At 72.9% G+C, this 21,697-nt stretch carries 16 protein-coding genes and 1 pseudogene; 9 read left to right on the top strand and 8 right to left on the bottom strand.

Features of this window, described 5'->3' with window-relative positions; all coding sequences use genetic code 11:
• Positions 1–73: 73 nt before the first annotated feature.
• A complete protein-coding gene (locus ACR5MH_RS17525) occupies positions 74–1,444 on the bottom strand; it encodes a pyridoxal phosphate-dependent decarboxylase family protein (RefSeq protein WP_431348352.1) in 1,371 nt (456 codons plus the stop codon).
• Between the two features lie 307 nt (positions 1,445–1,751).
• Between ACR5MH_RS17525 and ACR5MH_RS17520 the strand changes: the two genes are divergently transcribed.
• Positions 1,752–2,636, top strand: coding sequence for an aminoglycoside phosphotransferase family protein (locus ACR5MH_RS17520; protein WP_431348351.1), 885 nt, complete (start codon positions 1,752–1,754; stop codon positions 2,634–2,636).
• 75 nt (positions 2,637–2,711) lie between these two features.
• Here ACR5MH_RS17520 and ACR5MH_RS17515 read toward each other — a convergent pair whose 3' ends face one another.
• Positions 2,712–4,775 (bottom strand): DEAD/DEAH box helicase, encoded by a 2,064-nt coding sequence (locus tag ACR5MH_RS17515; RefSeq protein ID WP_433861997.1) that lies wholly within the window; start codon positions 4,773–4,775, stop codon positions 2,712–2,714.
• Positions 4,776–5,053: 278 nt separating this feature from the next.
• Between ACR5MH_RS17515 and ACR5MH_RS17510 the strand changes: the two genes are divergently transcribed.
• The 3 genes from ACR5MH_RS17510 to ACR5MH_RS17500 are packed head-to-tail and all read left to right on the top strand — an operon-like array spanning position 5,054 to position 7,550.
• A complete protein-coding gene (locus tag ACR5MH_RS17510; protein ID WP_433861996.1) occupies positions 5,054–6,580 on the top strand; it encodes a phytoene desaturase family protein in 1,527 nt (508 codons plus the stop codon).
• Positions 6,580–7,038 carry an SRPBCC family protein gene (locus tag ACR5MH_RS17505; protein ID WP_431348350.1) on the top strand — a complete coding sequence of 153 codons (459 nt, stop codon included), beginning with the start codon at positions 6,580–6,582 and terminating at the stop codon, positions 7,036–7,038. The genes ACR5MH_RS17510 and ACR5MH_RS17505 overlap by 1 nt, the downstream gene beginning before the upstream one ends.
• A 53-nt stretch (positions 7,039–7,091) precedes the next feature.
• Entirely contained in the window at positions 7,092–7,550 is a 459-nt protein-coding gene (locus ACR5MH_RS17500; RefSeq protein WP_431348349.1) for a GNAT family N-acetyltransferase, read from the top strand.
• A gap of 1 nt (position 7,551) precedes the next feature.
• Here ACR5MH_RS17500 and ACR5MH_RS17495 read toward each other — a convergent pair whose 3' ends face one another.
• Complete coding sequence (locus ACR5MH_RS17495; RefSeq protein WP_431348348.1) at positions 7,552–7,935, bottom strand: phage holin family protein; 384 nt, start codon at positions 7,933–7,935, stop codon at positions 7,552–7,554.
• Positions 7,936–8,031: 96 nt separating this feature from the next.
• Between ACR5MH_RS17495 and ACR5MH_RS17490 the strand changes: the two genes are divergently transcribed.
• The gene (locus ACR5MH_RS17490) at positions 8,032–9,168 is read left to right on the top strand and encodes a S1C family serine protease (RefSeq protein WP_433861995.1); all 1,137 of its coding nucleotides are present in this window, start codon (positions 8,032–8,034) and stop codon (positions 9,166–9,168) included.
• A 25-nt stretch (positions 9,169–9,193) separates the two neighbouring features.
• Here the strand turns inward: ACR5MH_RS17490 and ACR5MH_RS17485 are convergent, their stop codons facing one another.
• A complete protein-coding gene (locus ACR5MH_RS17485) occupies positions 9,194–9,952 on the bottom strand; it encodes an IclR family transcriptional regulator (protein WP_431348346.1) in 759 nt (252 codons plus the stop codon).
• A gap of 99 nt (positions 9,953–10,051) precedes the next feature.
• Here ACR5MH_RS17485 and hutH point away from each other — a divergent pair, with 99 nt between their 5' ends.
• From hutH to ACR5MH_RS17465, 4 genes are all read left to right on the top strand, one after another.
• The gene (hutH, locus tag ACR5MH_RS17480) at positions 10,052–11,641 is read left to right on the top strand and encodes a histidine ammonia-lyase (RefSeq protein WP_431348345.1); all 1,590 of its coding nucleotides are present in this window, start codon (positions 10,052–10,054) and stop codon (positions 11,639–11,641) included.
• 117 nt (positions 11,642–11,758) lie between these two features.
• Positions 11,759–13,438: a urocanate hydratase gene (gene hutU, locus ACR5MH_RS17475; protein ID WP_431348344.1), complete on the top strand. Its 1,680-nt coding sequence runs from the start codon at positions 11,759–11,761 to the stop codon at positions 13,436–13,438.
• A complete protein-coding gene (gene hutI / locus ACR5MH_RS17470) occupies positions 13,438–14,598 on the top strand; it encodes an imidazolonepropionase (protein ID WP_431348343.1) in 1,161 nt (386 codons plus the stop codon). The genes hutU and hutI overlap by 1 nt, the downstream gene beginning before the upstream one ends.
• A 25-nt stretch (positions 14,599–14,623) precedes the next feature.
• Entirely contained in the window at positions 14,624–15,577 is a 954-nt protein-coding gene (locus ACR5MH_RS17465) for a hypothetical protein (RefSeq protein ID WP_433861994.1), read from the top strand.
• On the opposite strand, the gene ACR5MH_RS17460 is transcribed toward ACR5MH_RS17465, so the two are convergent.
• The 4 genes and pseudogenes from ACR5MH_RS17460 to ACR5MH_RS17445 form a co-directional block, all read right to left on the bottom strand.
• Positions 15,569–16,465, bottom strand: coding sequence for an arginase family protein (locus ACR5MH_RS17460; protein WP_431348341.1), 897 nt, complete (start codon positions 16,463–16,465; stop codon positions 15,569–15,571). The two genes, ACR5MH_RS17465 and ACR5MH_RS17460, sit on opposite strands and share 9 nt — an antisense overlap.
• Positions 16,462–19,095, bottom strand: a pseudogene (locus tag ACR5MH_RS17455) (efflux RND transporter permease subunit); the annotation flags it as partial. The gene ACR5MH_RS17460 and the pseudogene ACR5MH_RS17455, both read right to left, overlap by 4 nt.
• A complete protein-coding gene (locus ACR5MH_RS17450; RefSeq protein ID WP_433862668.1) occupies positions 19,002–19,982 on the bottom strand; it encodes an efflux RND transporter permease subunit in 981 nt (326 codons plus the stop codon). The pseudogene ACR5MH_RS17455 and the gene ACR5MH_RS17450, both read right to left, overlap by 94 nt.
• Positions 19,983–20,159: 177 nt before the next feature.
• Positions 20,160–21,656: a PLP-dependent aminotransferase family protein gene (locus tag ACR5MH_RS17445; protein ID WP_433861993.1), complete on the bottom strand. Its 1,497-nt coding sequence runs from the start codon at positions 21,654–21,656 to the stop codon at positions 20,160–20,162.
• Positions 21,657–21,697 lie beyond the last annotated feature (41 nt).

Here is a 21,697-nt window from a genome sequence, read left to right as displayed (position 1 = left end):
ATCCCGGACACGACGAAGCCCCCGCCACCGGCGGGGGCTTCGTCGTGTCCGGGCGTCAGCCCTCCATCGAAGCTCAGCCCTCCATCGAATCCAGGATCTCCACGAGGTCCTCGAACGTCGTCAACGGGTTGAGGATGGCGAACCGCGTGTTCGTCCGGCCGGCGTGCGAGCTCGGCGTGACGAAGGCGCGCTGCTCGTCCAGGAGGCGAGCCGACCAGAGCGCGTAATCCTCCTTGCTCCAGCCCTCCCGCTCGAAGACCACGACGGAGAGCTGCGGCCGGCGCACCAGGTGGAAGCCCTCCCGGCGGTCGATCTCGTCCGCGATGCGGCGGGCGAGCAGCAGTGAGGCCGTGACGGCGTCCCGGTAGGCGGCGGCGCCGTGGGAGGCCAGCGAGAACCAGAGCGGCAGGCCGCGGGCGCGACGGGTCAGGTGCGCGGCGTAGTCGGACGGGCTCCACTCGGTAGCCTCGGTCAGCGTGTCCAGGTACTCCGCGTGCTGCGTGTGCGCACGGCGGCCCTGCTCCGGGTCGCGGTAGAGCAGCGCGCAGGCGTCGAACGGCGCGAACAGCCACTTGTGCGGGTCGACGATGAGCGAGTCGGCGCGCTCCACGCCGGCGAACCGCGGCCGGGCGAGCGGCGACAGCATCCCGGCCAGACCGTAAGCGCCGTCCACATGCAGCCAGAAGTCGAACTCGTCCTTCAGCGCGGCGATGGAGGCGATGTCGTCCACGATCCCGAAGTTCGTTGACCCTGCGGTCGCGACGACCGCGAACACGGCGCCGCCGTGCTCGGCCAGCGCCGGGCGGACCGCGTCGCCCGTGAGGACGCCCGACTCGCCGGGCGAGACCGTCACGACCTCCACGTCCATGACGCGCGCGGCCGAGGCGACGGAGGAGTGCGCTTCGGCGCTGCAGACGATGATCCAGCGCCCCGGCGGGTTGCCGCGCTCGGTCCGGGCGTGGTCGCGGGCGGCCACGAGTGCGGAGAGGTTGCCGAGGGTACCGCCCTGCACGAAGACGCCGCCCGCGGTCGCCGGGAGGCCGAACTCGCCAGCCAGCCAGGACAGCACCTGGTTCTCGGCGTACACGGCGCCGGAGCCCTCCAGCCACGACCCGCCGTAGACCGCGCTCGCGGACACGACGAGGTCGAACGCCGTCGCCGCCTTCGTGGGCGCGGTCGGGATGAAGGACAGGTAACGCGGGTGGTCCGTGGTGATGCACGCGGGCGCGAGGACGTGCTCGAAGACGGCGAGCGCGCGCTCGGCGCCCATGCCGTTCTCGGAGACGGTGCGGCCGGCCAGCCGGCGCAGCTCGGACTCGGGCAGCGGCTTGTCCAGGGGCGTGTCGGTCGCGAGGATGCGCCGGCGTGAGTAGTCGAGCACGAGATCGACGAGTTCGGTGGTGTCGTCGGTGACGCTGTGCATGCGGGCGGGGTCGGTAGTCATGGGGCCTCCGCACCAATGCTGACACACGACTTCAGCACGATTTCGCGGCGGTACGCGAGTTTGCTGCGCATTTTCCTATCGGTACGCAGCGACGGTGCGCGGTCGCGTCGCCAGAGGAGTCGGATGCTGCGCCAACGTCGTCCGACACGCGCTGCCGCCCCCGCGCGACGGCCGCGGCGCCAAGGTGTGCAGGTGGCCGGGATGCGGGGGCGCGGGGACCCGTACGAGCAGTCCGTGGGCCGCTGGAGTCACCGCGGCGCGCGGGTTGGCGGTGCGTGGGGTCGGGCCTGGCGGTTAGGCTGCTCCGGTGCCGCTGACCCCGCCTGCCGACATCCCCACCGACGCCGCGCTCGTCGCCGCGCTCGTGGCCGCGCAGCATCCCGACCTGGCCGGGCCGTTGCGCCTCGTGTCCGACGGGTGGGACAACCAGCTCTACCGGCTGGGCGACGCGTACGCCGTCCGCATCCCGCGGCGCGAGGTCGCTGCGCACCTGATCGAGCACGAGCAGCAGCTACTGCCCGGCATCGCCGCGCGCGTGCGCGCGAGGGTCCCCGCGCCGATCCGCGTCGGACTGCCGTCCGACCTCTTCCCCTGGTCGTGGAGCATCGTCGAGTGGATCGACGGCGTCGACGGCGCGTCGGTCGGTGCCGAGGAGCGGGCCGGTGTCGCCGAGGCGCTGGCGGAGTTCGTCGGCGAGTTGGCCGTGCCTGCGCCGGACGCTCCACGCAATCCGGTGCGCGGGGTCCCTCTGGCGTCACGTCGGGAGGTCGTGGCGACCAGACTGCGGTCCCTGTCCGGGCGGATGGAGGTCGCGGCGCTGGAGCAGGCGTGGCGGGAGGCGCTCGCGGCGCCCGCGTGGGACGGGCCTCCGCTGCTGCTGCACGGCGACCTCCACCCGGGCAACCTGCTGCTCACCCCGGAAGGCGGCCTCGCGGCGGTCATCGACTTCGGCGACGTCACCTCGGGCGACCCCGCGACCGACCTGGCGACCGCGTGGCTGACCTTCGATGGGGAGGCGCGGGAGCGGTTCCGCGCGGCGCTGCCGGTCGCTCCCGACCGCGCGACCTGGCTCCGCGCGCGCGGCTGGGCGGTCACGATGGCCAGCGCCCTCGCCACCTCCTCCGACGACAATCCCCGCATGGCCTCCGTCGCCCGCCACGCCCTCGAGCAACTCGCCGCCGAGACCCCCTGACGCAAACCGCCGAGTACGCAGACGATCTGCGTACTCGGCGGTTGTCGCCTGAATTCGGGCGTACTCGGCGGGTGGTTACACCTGGGAGAGCGTCAGCACCACGTCGTCGCCGGGGGCGGCCGGCACGAAGTCGGCCTCGATCTCGGCGCGGTCCAGCAGTTCGCTCATGCGGCGCTGACGCTGACGGGGGATGAGCGTCACGACCGTGCCCTGCTTGCCGGCGCGGCCGGTGCGGCCCGAGCGGTGCAGGTAGGTCTTGTACTCGTCCGGCGCGTCGGCCTGGATGACCAGGTCGATGTCGTCCACGTGGATCCCGCGGGCTGCGACGTCCGTCGCGACGAGCACGCTCACGCGGCCACTGGTGAGCTGGGCCAGGTTGCGGGTGCGGCGCGACTGGTTCAGGTCGCCGTGGAGGCTGACGGCGGGGATGCCGGCGTCATCCAGCTGGTCGGCCAGCATCTCGGCGAACGCGCGGGTGCGGGCGAAGATCAGCGTCTTGCCGTCGCGGTCCGCGAGCTGCTCGATGATGGCCGGCTTGTCGCGGTGCTCGATGACCAGCACGCGGTGGTCGATGGTCGAGGACGCCTGGTCCTCGCCCGCGACCTCGTGCACGGTCGGGTCCACCAGGAACTCGTTCACGAGCTGCGCCACCCCGCTGTCGAGGGTCGCCGAGAACAGCAGCTTCTGGCCGCCCTCGGATGTGCGGCGCAGGATGCGCTGCACCGGCTCCAGGAAGCCGAGGTCGCACATGTGGTCGGCCTCGTCCAGGACGCTGACGACGACCTCGCTGAGGTCGAGGCGGCCCTGCTCCACGAGGTCCTCGATGCGGCCGGGCGTGCCGATCACGATGTCGACGCCGCGCTGGAGGGCGCCGACCTGGCGGCCCTGCGGCACGCCGCCGTAGATCTGCGTGGTGAACAGGCCGACGCTGCGCGCGATGGGCTGCACGGTGCGGTCGATCTGGAGGGCGAGCTCGCGGGTCGGCGCGAGGATGAGCGCCCGCGGGGCGCGGCCGAGCTGGCGCTTGCCGCCGGACTTGCCGGAATCGGCCCAGAGCTGCATGAGGCGCTCGACCATGGGGGCGGCGAACGCGATCGTCTTGCCGGAGCCGGTGCGGCCGCGGCCGAGGACGTCCTTGCCGGCGAGCACGTCCGGGGTGGTGGCGGCCTGGATGGGGAACGGCGTCTCGGCGCCGAGCTCGGCCAGCGCGCGGACGATGTTGCCGCCCAGCCCCAGGTCGGCGAAGGTCACGCCCTCCACGTCCGCGGCCTGGATCGCCTCGGCCTCCAGACGCTCGAGAACGACATCCTCCTGCGGGGAGGACGACTGCTTCTCGTCGCGGGACGGGTAGAAGGAGGAGTCGCGGCGGGGGGCGCGCTCGTCGCGGTCGAAGCTGCGGCGCGGACGGTCGTCGTTGTCACGACGGGGAGCGCGGTCGTCCCGGTCGAAGCTGCGGCGCGGACGGTCGTCGTTGTCACGACGGGGAGCGCGGTCGTCCCGGTCGAAGCTGCGGCGCGGACGGTCGTCGTTGTCGCGGCGCGGCGCGCGGTCATCCCGGTCGAAACTCCGGCGCGGACGCTCGTCGCGGTCGAAGCGGCGCGGACGCTCGTCGTTCTCGCGACGGGGCGCACGGCCGTCACGATCGAAGTCGCGGCGCGGGGCACGGTCGTCGCGGTCGAAGCTGCGGCGCGGACGGTCGTCGAACTCGCGGCGCGGAGCACGCTCGTCGCGGTCGAACTGACGGCGCGGACGGTCGTCGAACTCGCGACGCGGGGCGCGGTCGTCCCGCTCGAACCGGCGCGGACGCTCGTCCTCGCGACGGCCGGCGTGGGCGCGGCTGTCCCACTCGCGCTCGGTGCGGCGGGCGTCCTTCCCGCGCGGCTCCCAGTTCGGGCGCTCGCCACGGCCGGCGCGCTCAGAACCGCGCTCGGCGCCACGGGCGTCGCCGCGGGTGCCGTAGGTGTCCCGGCCGCGCGCGGCGCGGTCGTCGGCGGTCCAGCGGTTCTTCTTGCCTGCCTCGGGTGCCTCGTCGCGGTAGCCGCGGTGCTTCGGGCTACGGCTGCCGGCGCCCTTCGGCGCGTGCTGCTGCGCGGGTCGGCCGGAGCCCTGCTGTCCGGCGTTCTTCTTGTACGGGGGCATGCGTGATTCTTCCTGGGTTGTTGTTGCGAAATGCGCGGCGGCACGCTGAAGCGCACCGGAGGTATCCCCAGCAGACATCGCCCGGGGCCGTTCACATCGTGATGAATCCGCTCACCGTCTGGCTGCGGAACCGGCCCACTTGACTTACAAACCCATCCGCGCGACAAAAAGGCGCGGTGTCAAGAGCCGACCTGCCAACGATACAGGATCCCGCCTGGGAGGACGCTGCCGATCCGCAACCCCCTCCCGGGCCGCGGTGGCCGGGGTATACATGGGGCATGTCCTCCGTCGACGCGATCGTCATCGGGTCCGGCCCCAACGGGCTCGCGGCCGCCGTCACCCTCGCCCGGGCGGGGCTGAGCGTCCACGTCTACGAACGGAACGCGACGCCGGGCGGCGGCGTGCGGACGGAGGAGATCACCCTGCCGGGCTTCCGCCACGACATCTGCTCGGCAGTGCACCCTCTGGCGTTCGCGTCGGGATTCTTCCGGAGGTTCGGGCTCGCGGACCGCGTGCCGTTCATCACTCCGTCGGCCTCCTACGGGCATCCGCTGCCCGGCGGGGAGGTCGCCGTCGCCTATCGCGACCTGGAGCGCACCGCCGCAGCTCTCGGCGCCGACGGCCCCGCCTGGCGCGCCCTGCTCGGCCCTCTCGCGCGCAACGCGGACGCAGTCGCGCAGTTCACCGGGTCGTCCCTCCTGCAGCTCCCGCGCAACCCGCTCGTCGCCGCGCGCTTCGGCCTCACCGCGCTGTCCCAGGGCGGTCCGTGGTGGAACCTTCCGTTCCGCACCCAGGAGGCGCGCGCCCTTCTCACCGGCGTGATCGCACACGCCACCCTGCCGCTGCCGAGCCTCGCCGCGTCCGCCGCGGGGCTCGCCCTGGCGACGTACGCGCACGCCCGCGGCTGGCCCATCCCGGTCGGCGGCTCGCAGGCGATAGCGGACGCGATGGTCGACGACATCCGCGCGCACGGCGGCGAGGTCGTCACCGGCGCCGAGATCGAGTCGCTCGGCGAACTGCCCGACGCGCGCGCCATCCTGTTCGACACCCACGTCGCCATCGCCGCGCGGCTCGGCGAGGACCTCCTGCCCCCCGACTATCTGCGTCGCGTCGCCGACTTCCGAGACGGCAACGGCGTGTTCAAGATCGACTTCGCCCTGTCCGGCCCAGTGCCGTGGACGAATCCCGAGTTGCTGGAGACCGCGACCGTCCACCTCGGCGGCGAGCGCGGCGCGATCGCGCGCTCCGAGCGCGTGGTGGCCGCCGGCCGCGAGAGCGACGACCCGTACGTGCTCCTGTCCCAGCCGACGCTCTTCGACCCCTCGCGCGCGCCGGCAGGCCGGCACGTGCTGTGGGCCTACACGCACGTCCCGCGCGGCTCCACGTCGGATCGCAGCGAGGCCGTCATCGCTCAGATCGAGCGCTTCGCCCCGGGGTTCCGCGACCTGATCCTCGCGAAGACCACCCGCACCGCGCACGCGCTGGAGGGCTACAACCCCAGCTATATCGGCGGCGACATCTCCTCGGGGATGCCGGACCTCTCCCAGCTCGTCATGCGGCCCGTGCTGTCCACCGAACCCTGGCGGATGCCGGGCCGCGGGCTGTACCTCGCCTCGTCGTCCGCCGTGCCGGGGCCGGGCGTGCACGGGCTGGCCGGCTACTACGCGGCGCGCAGCGCCCTCCGGCACGAGTTCGGGGTGACCCGGATGCCCTCGCTGGCTCCGGAGGAATCGGCGGCGCCGCCGGGCGCTCCGGCCAGCGGCTTCAACCAGACCACTGGTTTCATCGATGAGGAGATCGCCTGATGTCGGTCAACGTACGCCGTTTCGCCTGCACGCCCGAAGAGGTCTTCACCGCCCTCGCCGACCCGTGGGTCTTCCCGACCTGGGTCGTCGGCGCCTCCCGGCTGCGCGGGGCCGACGGCCATTTCCCTGAGCCGGGCTCCCGCCTGCACCACTCCATCGGCATCTGGCCGTTCGTCCTCAACGACGAGACCACCGTCGAGGAGTGGGACGCGCCGAAGCGGTTCGTGCTGGAGGCGAAGACGCGGCCGGTGGGGACCGAGCGCGTCGTCATCGAGGTGCAGCCGCGCGGCTCCGGCTGCCTCGTGCGGATGGAGGAGCACGCGATGACCGGGATCGCCGCCCGCATCCCGACGCCGATCATCGATCCCATCCTGTGGATCCGCAACCGGGAGGCGCTGCGCCGGCTGGAGTGGGTCGCGCGCGGTATCTCGCGGCAGAAGGCGCGGAAGGCCGGCTGACCGGCTGACCGGCCCGAAACCTGCCGGACATACGGCCTGGCTAGCATCGGCGCATGACCACCCGCGTGTCCGTCGAGCCCGCCCGCTCCCCTGGCGTCGCTGAGCTGCTGCGCCTGAGCGACGAGTTCACCTTCTCGCTCTATCCGGCCGAGAGCTGCTACCTGCTCGACGTCTCGGAACTGGAGCGTCCCGGCGTGACTGTGTTCGTCGGACGCGACGAGGAGGGCGCGGCGCTCGGGATGGCCGCGCTCGTCCGGAAGCCGGATGGCAGCGCCGAGCTCAAGCGCATGTTCGTCCACGAGGACGCCAGGGGCCGAGGACTGGCCGGCGGCCTCCTCGCGGCGGTGGAGGCCGAGGCCGCGCGCGCCGGCGTCGCCACGCTGCGACTCGAGACCGGCCCGTTGCAGCACGCGGCCATCGCGTTGTACGAGAGCCGCGGCTATGCGCGCATCCCGAACTTCGGCGAATACGTCGGCGACCCGCACTCGGTCTGCTACGCGAAAAAGCTGTGAGCTAGGTGCGGGCCGCCACCTTCTTCTTGAGGAAGATCAGCGGCAGCAGCCAGCCGCCGAGCGCCGTCACCACCCAGACGACGAGCGCGGCGAGGATCCACGTGAGGAAATCGTCCACCCGGATCCCGCCCGGCAGCAACGAGGCGACCAGCAGCGCGACGAGCGTCGACACGAGCCCGATCCCGCCGAGCATCGCCGACGCGTACTTGCGGGCGAGATTGAAGATGAAAGGCGCGAGGATGCTCTGCGCCACCGCGAAGACCAGCACGGCCACCAGGAGGCCCTCCCAGTCGAGATGGAACCCGGGAAGGATCCACGAGGCCACCAGCAAGCCGAGCGCCGCGGTGACCACGAAGATCGCCGCCCGGATCAGGAATCTCACCATGCCCGAAGGGTAGCGGCCACCCGAGCGGGCGAGAACACCCCTTCTGCCGTGCCCTCCGTCCGGCTAGCCTGGCGCCACCGTCGAGGAGGGGCCACCGTGACAGAGCACAAGAACACCCTGCGCCGGACCGCCCCGGACACGGCCACCACGAACACGGCCGCCCCGGACGGGGGCGCCCCGCGCACGAACACCCTGCGCGGCTGGACGATCGCGCTGCTCGTCCTCGGCTCCGCCCTGGTCCTGATCGGCGGCGGGATGGTCGCGGGCGGCTTCGCGTTCGCCGCGATCACCGCCGGCCGCGGCACGTGCGACGCCGCCCGGGTCGCGGACGACGTGCTCCCGAGCGTGGTCACCATCGGCGTCACGGGCGCGCGCGGGTCGAGCAACGGCAGCGGCGAGATCATCACCGAGGACGGCTACATCCTGACCAACAACCACGTGATCGCCGACGCGGCGTCGGGTGCGAAGCTCGCGGTGCGGTTCAGCGACGGCCACGAACTCGCCGCCGAGCTCACCGGGCGCGACCCGAAGACCGACCTGGCCGTCATCAAGGTGAAGTCCGACGAGCCGCTGCCGGTCATCGCGACGGGCGACTCCGGATCGCTCGTGGTCGGCCGGCCGGTGGTCGCGCTCGGCGCCCCGCTCGGCCTCTCCTCGACCGTGACGGCCGGCATCGTCAGCGCGCTCGGGCGGACCGTCCCGGTGCCCAGCGACGACGACAGGAACGCCATCCTGGCCGGCGCCATCCAGACCGACGCGTCGATCAACCCGGGCAACTCGGGAGGCGCACTCGTCGACTGCGCGGGGCGCCTCGTCGGCATCAACACGGCGATCGCGACCGTGCCCGGCTCCAGCGGCCACGCGAGCACCGGCAGCGTGGGGATCGGGTTCGCCGTGCCGGAGTCGCTGGCGCTGCCGATCGCGCACGAGCTGATCGCGCACGGGGAGGTCACGCATCCGGACGCCGGACTCACCGTCGTGCCGATCCCTCCCGCCGCGGCGGCGGCGTTCGGCGTGGACGGCGGGCTGTTCGTGCAGTCGGTCGTGTCGGGCGGCCCCGCGCAGCAGGCCGGTCTCCGGGTCGGCGACGTGGTCACCGCGGTGAACGGCAACCCGGCGACCGACATCGACGTGCTCACCGCGATCCAGGTCACCAGCAAGGCCGGCGACGAGGTGAAGGTCGACTACACCCGCGACAGCACCGCCCACACCACCACGGTCACCCTCCGCTGACGCTCCGAGGGGCGCGTCAGCGGGGTCAGCTGCCGCGGATCCGGCGGGAGAGCTCGGCTGCGGCGTCGCGCACGCGGGCGGCGAGCGCGTCCCACTCGGCGGGCGGCACGTTCGCGCGCGGGAAGGTGACGGCGATCCCGGCGGCCGGCCAGCCGGCGTGGTCGCGCACCGACACGGCGACGGAGGCGAAACCGGGCGTCACGTCGCCGTCCTCGGTGGCGTAGCCGCGGTCGCGTGCCTCCGCGACGAGCCGGCGGAGTTCGGCGTACGAGTGCGGGCCGGCGCCGGTGCGGTCCTCGAACGCGTCGGCGTCCGGGTACAGCGCGCGAAGCTGACCGGCGGGGAGCGAGGCCAGCAGCGCGCGGCCGCTCGCCGTCAGGTGCGCGGGGAGGCGCACACCCACGTCCGTGACAAGGCGCGGCCTCCGCGGCGCACGCTCCTCCACGATGTAGACGACGTCCCTGCCGTGCAGCACCGCGACGTGGCCGGACTCGCCGATCGCGTCCACCAGCGCGGCGACGATGGGCCGGCCGAGCCGGCTGAGCGGCTGCTGCCGGGAGAACCCGCTCGACAGCTCGTAGGCGGCGACGCCCAGCCCGTAGCGGCGCGCTTCGGGGAAGTGCAGGACGAAACCGTGCTCGGTCAGCACGGTCAGCAGGTGGTAGACCGTGGAGCGCGGGAGGCCGAGGGAGGCGGCGATCCCGGCGGCGGGGACGGGTCCGCGCTGCGTGGCGAGGTAGGCGAGGACGCGGAGGGTGTTCTCCGCGGCGGGGACCTTGCTCATGGACGCTCCTCCCGGCGCTCGGCCGCGTGTCTGGTATCCCGGACACCGATGAGCCTAACCCCCGGGCGCGCCCAGCGGCCTCCGGCGCATGATCGGAGCATGTCCGCCTTCACCACCGGTTCCACCTCTGCAACCACCTCCCGCGACGCCGCCGACGCCGCGCCCGTCACCGTCGGCGCCCGCCCGCTCACCATCGCCGAGGTCGTCGCGGTGGCCCGGCACGACGCACCCGTCCGACTCGACGACGCCGCGCTCGAAGCCGTCGAGGCGTCCCGCGCGATCGTCGAGGCGCTCGCCGACGACGTCGAGCCGCACTATGGCATCTCCACCGGTTTCGGCGCACTGGCGACCACGTTCATCCCCGGCGAGCGCCGCGCGCAGCTCCAGGCCTCCCTCGTCCGCTCGCACGCGGCCGGGTCGGGGCCGGAGGTCGAGCGGGAGGTCGTGCGCGCCCTCATGCTGCTGCGCCTGGCGACGCTGATGACCGGCCGCACCGGAGCGCAGCGCCGCACCGTCGAGACCTATGCCGCCCTGCTCAACGCGGGCATCACCCCGCTCGTGCGCGAGTACGGCTCGCTCGGCTGCTCGGGCGACCTCGCGCCGCTCGCGCACTGCGCCCTCGCGGCGATGGGCGAGGGCCAGGTGCGCGTCAAGGGAGAACTCGTGGAGGCGGCGGACGCCCTCGCCGCCGCCGGCATCGAGCCCGTCGTCCTCGCCGAGAAGGAAGGCCTCGCGCTCATCAACGGCACCGACGGAATGCTCGGGATGCTGTCGCTCGCGCTGCACGACCTCGGCGGCCTCCTCACCACAGCAGACATCACCGCGGCGATGAGCGTGGAGGCGCTGCTCGGCACCGATGCCGTCTTCGCCGCCGACCTCCAGCGGCTGCGCCCCCAGGCCGGCCAGGCGGTCTCCGCCGCGAACCTGCGCGCGCTGCTCGCGGGCTCCCCGCTGGTGGCGAGCCACAAGGGTCCTGAGTGCACGCGCGTTCAGGACGCCTACTCGTTGCGCTGCTCGCCGCAGGTCAACGGCGGCGCGCGGGACACCGTCGCCCACGCGACGATGATCGCCGAGCGCGAGCTGGCCTCCGCCATCGACAACCCGGTGCTCACCCCGGACGGCCGGGTGGAGTCGAACGGCAACTTCCACGGCGCGCCGGTCGCGTACGTGCTCGACTTCCTCGCGATCGTCATCGCCGACGTCGCGAGCATGTCGGAGCGCCGCACCGACCGCTTCCTCGACCCGGCGCGCAACCAGGGGCTGCCGCCGTTCCTCGCGCACGAGGTCGGCGTCGACTCCGGCCTGATGATCGCGCAGTACACCGCGGCAGGGATCGTCTCGGAGCTCAAGCGTCTGGCCGTGCCCGCTTCGGTGGACAGCATCCCGTCGTCCGCGATGCAGGAGGACCATGTCTCGATGGGCTGGGCCGCCGCCCGCAAGCTGCGCCGCGCGATCGACGGGCTGGCCCGCGTGCTCGCGATCGAGCTGATGACCGCCGCGCGCGGCGCCGACCTCCGCGCCCCGCTGCGTCAGGGCCCGGCAACCGGCGCGGTCACCGAGGCGCTGCGCGCCTCCGTCCCCGGCCCCGGCCCGGACCGCCACCTCTCGCCCGAGATCGAGGCCGCCGTCGCCTTCGTCGCCTCCGGCGCCGCCGCCTCCGCCGCCCGCACCACCACCGACCTCTCCTGACCTCCCGCCCCCAGCCATCGCTTCCTCACTTTCTCCCGCGACACGCAGGAGGGAAGCGGGAGAAAGTGAGGAACAGATGGCTGCGGGCGGGACCATACGAACAGAAAGGACCTGATGATGCAGGGATCGCGACCCGTGCGCGCGCCGCGCGGCACCGAGCTCAGCGCGAAGAGCTGGCAGACCGAGGCGCCGCTGCGCATGCTGATGAACAACCTCGACCCGGAGGTCGCCGAGCGCCCCGACGACCTGGTCGTCTACGGCGGCACCGGCCGCGCCGCACGCAGCTGGGAGGCCTTCGACGCGATCGTCGCCACCCTCCGCGACCTGGAGGCCGACGAGACGCTGCTGGTGCAGTCCGGCAAGCCGGTCGGCGTGTTCCGCACGCACGAGTGGGCGCCGCGCGTGCTCATCGCCAACTCCAACCTCGTGGGCGACTGGGCGACCTGGCCGGAGTTCCGCCGCCTGGAGGCACTGGGCCTGACCATGTACGGCCAGATGACCGCGGGCTCCTGGATCTACATCGGCTCCCAGGGCATCCTGCAGGGCACCTACGAGACGTTCGCGGCGATCGCCGACAAGAGGTTCGGTGGGAGCCTGGCGGGCACCCTCACCCTCACCGGCGGTTGCGGCGGGATGGGCGGCGCTCAGCCGCTGGCCGTCACCCTCAACGGCGGCGTGGTGCTGATCGTGGACGTCGACCGCACCCGCCTGCAGCGCCGCGTCGACCACGGCTACCTGGACGAGCTGACCGACGACCTGGACGACGCCGTCGCCCGAGTGCTCGCCGCCAAGGACGAGCGCCGCGCCCTCTCGGTCGGCCTGGTGGGCAACGCCGCCACGGTCTTCCCCGAGCTGCTGCGCCGCGGCGTGGCGATCGACATCGTCACCGACCAGACCAGCGCGCACGACCCGCTGAGCTACCTCCCGGAGGGCGTGACGGTCGAGGAGTGGCACGACCGCGCCGCCGCCGACCCGGAGGCCTTCACCATCGCCGCGCGCCTGTCGATGGCGAAGCAGGTGGAGGCGATGGTCGGCTTCCTCGACGCGGGCGCCGAGGTCTTCGACTACGGCAACTCCATCCGCACCGAGGCCCAGCTCGGCGGCTTCGATCGCGCGTTCGCGTTCCCCGGCTTCGTGCCCGCCTACATCCGGCCGCAGTTCGAGGAGGGCCGCGGCCCGTTCCGGTGGGCGGCGCTCTCCGGCGACCCGGCGGACATCGCGGCGACCGATCGCGCCATCCTGGAGCTGTTCCCCGACGACCAGAAGCTTCGCCGCTGGATCACCCAGGCCGGCGAGAAGGTGCACTTCGAGGGCCTCCCCGCGCGGATCTGCTGGCTCGGCTACAAGGAGCGCCACCTGGCCGGGCTGAAGTTCAACGAGATGGTCGCCTCGGGCGAGCTCTCGGCCCCGATCGTGATCGGCCGCGACCACCTCGACTCCGGTTCGGTGGCCTCGCCCTACCGCGAGACCGAGGCGATGAAGGACGGCTCGGACGCGATCGCCGACTGGCCGCTGCTCAACGCGCTGCTGAACACCGCGTCGGGGGCGACCTGGGTGTCGCTGCACCACGGCGGCGGGGTCGGGATCGGGCGCAGCATCCACGCCGGGCAGGTCGTCGTCGCCGACGGCACCCCGCTCGCGGCCGAGAAAATCGAGCGCGTGCTCACCAACGACCCGGGCACCGGCGTCATGCGGCACGTCGACGCCGGTTATGAGCACGCGGCGGAGGTCGCGCGAGAGCGCGGGCTGCGCATCCCCATGCAGGAAGCCGCCGTCTCCTCCGGTCCGGTCGCCTGATGTCCCGCGCGACGCTGCTGACCGGGATCGCCGAGCTCGTCACACTGGACCCCGCCCACCCCGGGCCGCTCGGCATCCTCCCCGACGCGGCCCTTCTGGAGGTGGACGGTCGGGTCGAGTGGACCGGGCCCGCGTCGGCGGCGCCGCGCGCGCACGCCGACGAGGTCGTGGACGCGGGCGGCGCGGCCGTCATCCCCGGCTTCGTCGACAGCCACACGCACCTCGTCTTCGGCGGCGACCGTTCGGCGGAGTTCGAAGCGCGGATGGCCGGCCGGCCGTATTCCGCCGGCGGCATACGCGGCACCGTGGCCGCGACGAGAGCGGCATCCGACGACGAGCTGCGCCGGCGGCTGGCCGGTTTCGTGCGCGAGCTGCGCGCGCAGGGCACGACGACCTTCGAGGTCAAGAGCGGATACGGCCTGACCGTGGAGGACGAGGCGCGCATCCTCCGGATCGCCCGCGAGGTCACGGCGGAGACCACGTTCCTCGGCGCGCACGTGGTGCCGGCCGAGTTCGCGTCCGACCCGGAGGCGTACGTGGACCTGGTCACCGGTCCGATGCTGGACGCCTGCGCGCCGCACTCCCGCTGGGTCGACGTGTTCTGCGAGACCGGCGCCTTCACGGTCGCCCAGTCGAGGCGCATCCTGGAGGCCGGCGCCGCGCGCGGCCTCGGCGTGCGCGTGCACGCGAGCCAGCTCGGCCCGGGCGACGGCGTCGCGCTGGCGGTCGAGCTGGACGCCGCGAGCGTCGACCACGGCACCTACCTCACCGACCGCGACGTGTCGCTCCTGGCGGGGTCGCGGACGGTCGCGACCCTCCTGCCCGGCGTCGAGTTCTCGACCCGGCACCCGTACCCCGACGCCCGTCGCCTCATCGACGCCGGCGTGCAGGTGGCGCTGGCCAGCGACTGCAACCCGGGCTCGTCGTTCACGTCGTCGATGCCGTTCTGCATCGCGGTCGCGGTGCGCGACATGAGGATGACGGTGGCGGAGGCCCTGCGGGCTGCGACGCTCGGCGGCGCGGAGGCGCTGCGCCGGGAGGACGTCGGCCACCTGCGCCCAGGAGCACGGGCGGACTACGTTGTGCTGGACGCGCCCTCGTACGTGCACCTCGCCTACCGGCCCGGGGTGCCGCTGGTGACACGCACGCACTTCGCCTGAGGGCGGTGATAGGTTACCCTGGAGTGTGACATTCCAAGATGAAGCCGCGACCGACGCCGAAACCAGCCGACCGCGCGCGCGCAGGCTGGCGCTGTACCTGACGATCGGGGTGCTGGCGACGTCCGCGGTGTTCGGGGCGGTCCTGATCGTCGTCGGAGACCAGGCGAACATCGCCGGCCGCGCGTGGCTGACTCTCCTGCTCGTCGGCGCGTTCGCCGGAGCCGTCGCGCTGGACGCGACGGTGTCGAACGGCCCCAACCGCTGGTACCTCCCGGCGTCGACCATCACCAACGCCGCCCTGGTCGCAGTCGGGCTGCTGAAGCTGTGGAACGGCATCCTCCAGCCCGACGACACTGCGGACGCGCGGGTCTGGGCGGAGCAGTTCTGGCGCTTCGCCGGGGTCGTGGTACTCGCCCGCATGGCGTTGCTGCTGACCCAGGTGTACGGGCTGCGCTTCGTGACGCGGGCCTCCTCCCGCGTGTCGTCGATCGGCGGCGTGGTGTCGCTCGCGCTCATGTGGGCGACCGCGCTGGTGCTCGCCCTCCCGGCGATCCTCCCGGCGGCGACGTGGCCGGACTGGTGGTGGCGGCTGTCGGCGGCGACGACCCTCGTCGCGGCGGTGGCGGCGGTCATCCCGCTGATCGTGCGGGCGTTCGAGGCGAAACCGGCGGCGCGTGGAGACCAGCCACCGGGTCCGGAGCTGCGGACCTATCCGCCGTACCCGTTCCCGGATGCGGGGAGCCACGCGCACCCCCGGGCGCCCCAAGCGGTCGCGGTTCCCCTTCCGCCGCAGGCGTACGCGCACCAGCAGTGGCCGCAGCCGAGCGGTCCCCGCTGGCGCCGCAGCCGGGCACGACTCCGCCGCAGCCCGGTACAGCGCCGCACGCTCAGCCGGCCGGCGTGCCTCCTGCGACGAACGCACCTCCGCCTGCCGCCCCCGGCTTCCCGCCGCCGCAGTAGCCGCGCCGAGTCAGCGTGACGCCAGCCCCGCCGCCGCCTCCAGCACCAGCAGCGCCGCGAGGCGGACCGTGCGCTGGTCGGGGGTGTCCGCGGTCGCGTCGACCTCCGCGATGTCGATCGAGCGGACACGGGAGTCCGCACCCGCGAGCCGCGCGAACCGCCGCAGCTCCCAGGCCGCGAGCCCGCCCGGCACCGAGGCCGGGCAACCGGGGGCGACGGATCGGTCGCACACGTCCACGTCCAGGTCGACGTGGACGGGGCCTCCCGCAGCGCCGGCGACCTCCAGCGCCTCGGCCATCACGTCGTCGATCGGGCGGTGGTGGAGGTCGTCGCGCGGGATGACGGTGATGCCGTACTCCAGCGCCCGCAACGCGTACGCGGCCGAGTTGGCGAAGTCGGCGATGCCGATCTGGACGATCCGGCGCCCGGCGAGGCCGGCCTCCACCAGGCGACGCACCGGCGAGCCGTTGGAGACGCCGTCGCGCAGGTCGTGGTGGGCGTCGAGCGTCACGAGCCCGGCGGTCGACACCTCGTCGCCCCAGGCGCCGAGCGAAGCCGGGACGGTGAGGGAGTTGTCGCCGCCGACCGCGACGGTCAGACGCGAGCGCGAGACGGCCTCCCGCACGGCGCCGATCGCCCGGCGCTCGCCCTCGGGGCCGTCGGGCTCCACCACGTCGCCGGCGTCGGCGAACCGCAGTGCCTCGACCGCCAGCTCTGGTGCGTGCAGCGAGTACCGCTGGAGCGCTTCCCGCACGGCGCCCGGCGTCGCGTGCGCCCCCGTCGGCGACAGCGATGTCCGCCAGGTCGGGAGGCCGATCAGCGCCAGGTCGACCTGGTCGTCCGGGAGGTCGGCGAGCGACGGCCAGGAACCGGCACGGGGCCAGAGGGGATCGACGGAGAGGCTCATACCGCGACGCTAGCAATGCCTGCCCGCGCCGACGCCCCGGCGCCCGTCTCCCCTGTCTGGAATCCCGGACACTTTCCCAACCCCGCGACGCCGAGGGGCGCGCCAATGGCCCTAGCACGCGGTTTCAGGGGCGTTGACGTGCCCTGCGGCAGGGGGATGTCAGAGCTGGCGGCCGCCCGCGGGAGTCGTGAACACCGGTGGCTCCGGAGACGTGCCGTCGGGCGCGGAACCGCCGGGGGCGTACCGGGTTCACCGGCGCCGGCCGCGCCGCCGCCCTTCGCAGCCCTTCGCGCGATGCGGCGCTCGCGCGCCCCCATCACGAGGTTGTACAGCGTCGGCAGCACCACCAGGGTCAGCACGGTGGAGGAGATCAGGCCGCCGATCACCACGATCGCGAGCGGCTGCGAGATGAAACCGCCATGCCCGGTGACGCCGAGCGCCATCGGGGTCAGCGCGGCGATGGTGGCGAGCGCGGTCATCAGGATGGGGCGCAGCCGGCGGGAGGCGCCGTGCACGACCGCGTCGCTCACCGTCAGCCCACGGGCGCGGTACTGGTTGACGAGGTCGATGAGCACGATCGCGTTGGTCACCACGATGCCGATCAGCATCAGCACACCGATGAGCGAGGCGACGCCGAGCGGGATGCCCGAGGCGAGCTGGAGCAGGATGGCCCCGGTCGCCGCGAACGGCACCGAGACCAGCAGCAGCAGCGGCTGAAGCAGCGAGCGGAACGTCGCCACCATGACGATGTAGACGATCAGGATGGCCGCCAGCAACGCGAGCCCGAGCTGACCGAACGCGCTCGACTGGCTGGACGAGACACCGCCGATCTTCGCCGTCGCGCCCGCCGGGAGGTGGGCGTCCGTGAGCGCTTTGGTGACCTCCGCGTTGGCGGTCGTCAGGTTGTCGGTGGCCGGCGTCGCCGTGACCGTGGAGGTCCGCAGCCCGCGCTCGGTCGTCACGGTCGACGGGCCCTTGGCCTCGGCGACGGTCGCCACGGAGCTCAGGGGCACGACACCCTTGACCGTCGGGATCGGCAGGTCGGACAGGCCGGCGACCGTGGTCGGCGGGTTGTCGCTCTGCAGGTAGATGTTCAGCGTCGAGTTCTCGATCGCGACCGATCCGATCTGGGTCGGCTGCATCGCCTGCGAGACCAGCGTGCCGACCGCGACCTCGCTGAGGCCGGCCTGGGCGGCCTTCGTGCGATCCACGCTCACGGAGACGTACGGCAGCGACGCGCTCAGGTTGTCGGTGACCTGCTTGAGCGACTGCTGCTTCTTCAGCTCGGCGACGACCGAGTCGGTGGCCTTCTGGAGGTCGGCGTTCGAGCTCGCGCTGATGTCCACCTGGATGTCGGTGGAGCCGCCGAAACCGCTCGACGCGGAGACGGTGATGTCGCCGGCGCCGGAGATCGACGCCATGTCGTTCTGGATGGTCGTCTGGAGCTTGTCCTGATCGGCGTTCGGATCGGTGGTGACCGAGAACGTGGTCGCGCCGCCGCCGCCGGTGAAGGCGTCGCGCAGCGACGAGCCACTGGAGCCGATCGAGACCTGGACGGTCTTCACGCCGTCGATGTGCAGGAGCTTGTCCTCCACCGTGCGAGCGGCGTCGTCCTTCGCCTGGAGGCTCGCGCCCGGCTGGAGCGTCTGCGACACGGTCAGCGAGTTCTGGCCGCTCGACCCGAGGAAGTTGGTCTTGAGGAGCGGGACCGAGAAGAAGGTCAGGATGAGCACGATCACCGCGGCGACGACGGTCAGCACGGAGTGCTTCAGCGTCCAGCGGATGATCGGGAGGTAGCCGCGCTGCAGGCGCGACGCGTGCTCCAGCTCGTCGTGGCCGGAGGCCGTGGCCTCCGCGACCGAGAGGTGCGCAGCCTCGTCGTCGAACTCGCCGCCCTCCTTCGTGCGGGCCTTCGGCGCGCGCAGGAACCAGTAGGCCAGCACCGGCACGATCGTCAGCGCGACCAGCAGTGACGAGAGCAGCGCGATGGTGACCGTCAGCGCGAACGGCCGGAACAGCTCGCCCGTGACGTCGCCGACGAACGCCAGCGGCAGGAACACCGCCACCGTCGTGATCGTGGACGCCGTGATCGCGCCGCCGACCTCCCGCACCGCGCGGATGATCGTGACGGCCCGGTCCACACCGGGCACGAGCTGCCGTTTGATGTTCTCGATGACGACGATCGAGTCGTCCACGACGCGGCCGATCGCGATCGTGAGCGCGCCGAGCGTGATGATGTTGAGCGTGTAGCCGCTCGCCCACATCACGATGAAGGTGATGAGCACGCTGGTCGGGATGGAGACCACGGTCACGAGCGTGGAACGCACCGACAACAGGAAGACCAGGATGACGATGACCGCCATCGCGAGGCCGAGCAGGCCCTCCTCGGCGAGCGAGTTGATCGACTGGGTGATGAACGGAGCCTGATCGAACACGACGGTGATCGTGGCGTTGTGGCCGAGCTTGGTCTCCAGGCCCGGGACGAGCGCGGACACCGCGTGCGACACGGCGACGGTGTTCGCGGACGGGAGCTTGGTCACGGCGATGGTGAGCGCGGGCTTGCCGTTGACGCGGGAGAGCGAGGTGGTCGGGTCGTCGGTCTGGGCGACCGTGGCGACGTCGCCGATGGTCTTCGGCGTGGCGTTCGCCGCGGCGGCTGCGGCCGCGGCCGCCGACTGGCTGGAGGCCGCGCCTCCGGCGGCACCCCTCCGGAGGTCCCGCCTGTTCCCCCGGTCGCGCCCGTTCCGCCGGTCGCCCCCGTCCCGCCGGTCGCCCCCGCGGCCCCGCTCGCGCCCGTGCTTTGCTTGATCAGCGGCAGCCCCGAGATGTCCGCCACCGACGTCAACTGCGCCCCCGACTGGATGGTGAGCGTCTGGCCGTTCTGGGTGATCGACCCGCCGGGCAGCAGCACGCCGTTCTGCTGGAGGGCGTCCTTGATCGCCGACGCGCTGAGGCCGGCCGCCGCGAGCTTGGCCGCGTCCGGCGTGATGGTGATGCGCTGGCCGACCTCGCCGACGAGCTGGGCGTCGTTGACGCCGGTGACCGCCTTGATGTCGGGCAGCGCGAGCTTGGTGATGTCGTCGCCGAGGGTCCGCTGGTCGGTGTCGCTGCTCACGGCGAGCTGGATGACCGGGAGGTCGTCGATCGAGCCGGAGAGCACTTGCGGGTTCACACCGGACGGCAGCGTCGACTTGATCCGGTTGATCGCCTGGTCGATCTTCTGCTCGGCCGTCGCGAGGTCGGTGCCGTACGTGAACTTCGCCGTGATGATCGATTGGTTCGTGCTGCTGACCGCCGACGTGGAGTCGAGGTCGGGCACGCCCTGGATGGCGGCCTCCACCGGGGTGCTGACGTCGTGGTTGACGACCTCGGGGGACGCGCCGGGGTAGCTGGAGAGCACGACGAGCTGCGGGAACGTGATCGACGGCGCCAGCTCCTGCTTCAGGCTGGTGAGCGCGTACCCGCCGAAGAGGGCGGCCACGATCGTGATGAGCGCGATCAGGGCGCGGTTCTTCATGCTGAGAACGGCGAGATAGTGCACGGAGGGTCCCCTTGGCGAATGTGAGTGCTTGGCACGCGACGGCGGCGGCGCTGCCAAAGTATCTCATTGCAGGCTGTGCAACTTCCTCATCCCCAGGTACGACGTCTCCCGGCGCGGAGCCGTACCAGTGGAGGCCCTATCGGCGGAGGAGTGTCACACCACGTTGGGGAGCGCCGCCGCGTCGTAGTAAGGCGCCGGCTCGACCGAGGCGACCGCCCAGGCCCGCTCCAGCGCCGTGAACGCACGCCGCGTCTCCTCCTCGCTGTACGTGATCGGCACGCGCAGGAACCGCTCGAAGGCGCCGTCGAGCCCGAACCGCGGACCGGCGGCGATGAGGAGGCCGTGGTTGCGGGCGGCGAGCGCGAGCGCCGAGCTGACCGGCGCGCCGATCCCGATCCACGCGGCGAGGCCACCGTGCAGTCGGGGGATGCGCCACTCGGGGAAGACCTCCGCCGCCAGCCGGCGCACGGTCTCCCGCCCCGCGGCGAGCTGCACGCGCCGCTCTTCGCGGATCTCGAGGGTCTGCGGCAGCATCCGGGCGACGACGAGCTGCTCGATCATGGGTGTGCCGAGGTCGGTCGACGGCTTGGCCGCGATCAGCCGCTGGATCAGAGGGCGCTCGGCGCGGATCCAGCCGATCCGGAGGCCGCCCCACAGGCTCTTGGAGGCCGAGCCGATGAGCAGCACGGGCGGATCGCCGGCCTTGCGATGGGCGTAGCGCGGCAGCGGCAGGAACTCGCCCACCCGGTCGATGTCGAGGTCGGCCGTCGTCTCGTCGCCGACCACGATGGTCCCGTGCGCGGCCGCGGCGGCGAGGATGCGCTCGCGGGTGGCTGGCGACATGGAGGCCCCCGTGGGGTTGTGGAAGTCCGGGATCAGGTAGGCCAGCGCCGGGCTCGCCCGCCGGATCGCCTGCTCTGCGGCGTCGGCGTCCCAGCCGTCCTCCTCGGCGGGTGCGCTGCCGTCCGGTGCGAGCGCGAGCGGCGCGTCCTCCGGGGGCGTGACCGTGATCGGCAGGAGCCGCGCGCCGGCCAGCCGGAGCGCCTCGGTCGCGTGCGGGTAGGTGGGCATCTCCACCAGCGCACGGTCGCCGCGCGACAGGAAGGTGCGGGCGATGAGCGCGATGGCCTGCTGCGCGCCGACCGTGACGAGCACCTGGTCCGCCGTCGTCGGGAGGCCGCGCTCGGCATAGCGGTCGGCGATCGCCTGGCGGAGGTGCGGGAGGCCGACCGGGTCGTAGCCGGAGTCCGGGAGGAAGTGCGGCAGCTCTTCGGCGGCGGCGCGTGCGGCGGCCGGGAGGGAGGCCGCGGCGGGCAGGGCGGCCTTGGTGAAGTCGAGCATCCCCTCGCCGCCGGCGATCGGGAGGGCGAGCGCCGGTCCGGGGAGGCGCGCGACGCTGCCGGAGCCGCGCACGCTGTCGAGGAAGCCGCCCTCCCGGAGGTGCCGGTAGGCCGCGCTGACCGTGGTGCGGCTCAGGTCGAGCCGGCCGGCGAGGTCCCGCTCGGCGGGGAGGCGCGTCCCGATCGGGATGCGGCCGTCCAGCACCAGCAGGCGGACGCGGTCGGCGAGCGACTGGTAGCCGGGGGCCGCGCCGCGCCAGTCGCCGAGCAGCGACTCGAGGGAGCGGGCGGTGAGTTGAGCGTCGGGCATGCGGGCCACTTTATCCGGATTGGCATCTTGATGTAAGGCCA

It is taken from the genome of Streptomyces sp. L7, from assembly GCF_050990935.1.
Taxonomy (GTDB): Bacteria; Actinomycetota; Actinomycetes; order Actinomycetales; family Microbacteriaceae; genus Leifsonia.
Note: the sequence above shows the minus strand (reverse complement) of the source record. Positions and strands in the feature narration are given on the sequence as shown.

Coding starts and splice junctions, on each gene's coding strand:
- ACR5MH_RS17525 (WP_431348352.1), bottom strand. CDS start 1,444: ATGACTACCGACCCCGCCCGCATGCACAGCGTCACCGACGACACCACC.
- ACR5MH_RS17515 (WP_433861997.1), bottom strand. CDS start 4,775: ATGCCCCCGTACAAGAAGAACGCCGGACAGCAGGGCTCCGGCCGACCC.
- ACR5MH_RS17510 (WP_433861996.1), top strand. CDS start 5,054: ATGTCCTCCGTCGACGCGATCGTCATCGGGTCCGGCCCCAACGGGCTC.
- ACR5MH_RS17505 (WP_431348350.1), top strand. CDS start 6,580: ATGTCGGTCAACGTACGCCGTTTCGCCTGCACGCCCGAAGAGGTCTTC.
- ACR5MH_RS17500 (WP_431348349.1), top strand. CDS start 7,092: ATGACCACCCGCGTGTCCGTCGAGCCCGCCCGCTCCCCTGGCGTCGCT.
- ACR5MH_RS17495 (WP_431348348.1), bottom strand. CDS start 7,935: ATGGTGAGATTCCTGATCCGGGCGGCGATCTTCGTGGTCACCGCGGCG.
- ACR5MH_RS17485 (WP_431348346.1), bottom strand. CDS start 9,952: ATGAGCAAGGTCCCCGCCGCGGAGAACACCCTCCGCGTCCTCGCCTAC.
- hutH (WP_431348345.1), top strand. CDS start 10,052: ATGTCCGCCTTCACCACCGGTTCCACCTCTGCAACCACCTCCCGCGAC.
- hutU (WP_431348344.1), top strand. CDS start 11,759: ATGCAGGGATCGCGACCCGTGCGCGCGCCGCGCGGCACCGAGCTCAGC.
- hutI (WP_431348343.1), top strand. CDS start 13,438: ATGTCCCGCGCGACGCTGCTGACCGGGATCGCCGAGCTCGTCACACTG.
- ACR5MH_RS17460 (WP_431348341.1), bottom strand. CDS start 16,465: ATGAGCCTCTCCGTCGATCCCCTCTGGCCCCGTGCCGGTTCCTGGCCG.
- ACR5MH_RS17450 (WP_433862668.1), bottom strand. CDS start 19,982: ATGAAGAACCGCGCCCTGATCGCGCTCATCACGATCGTGGCCGCCCTC.
- ACR5MH_RS17445 (WP_433861993.1), bottom strand. CDS start 21,656: ATGCCCGACGCTCAACTCACCGCCCGCTCCCTCGAGTCGCTGCTCGGC.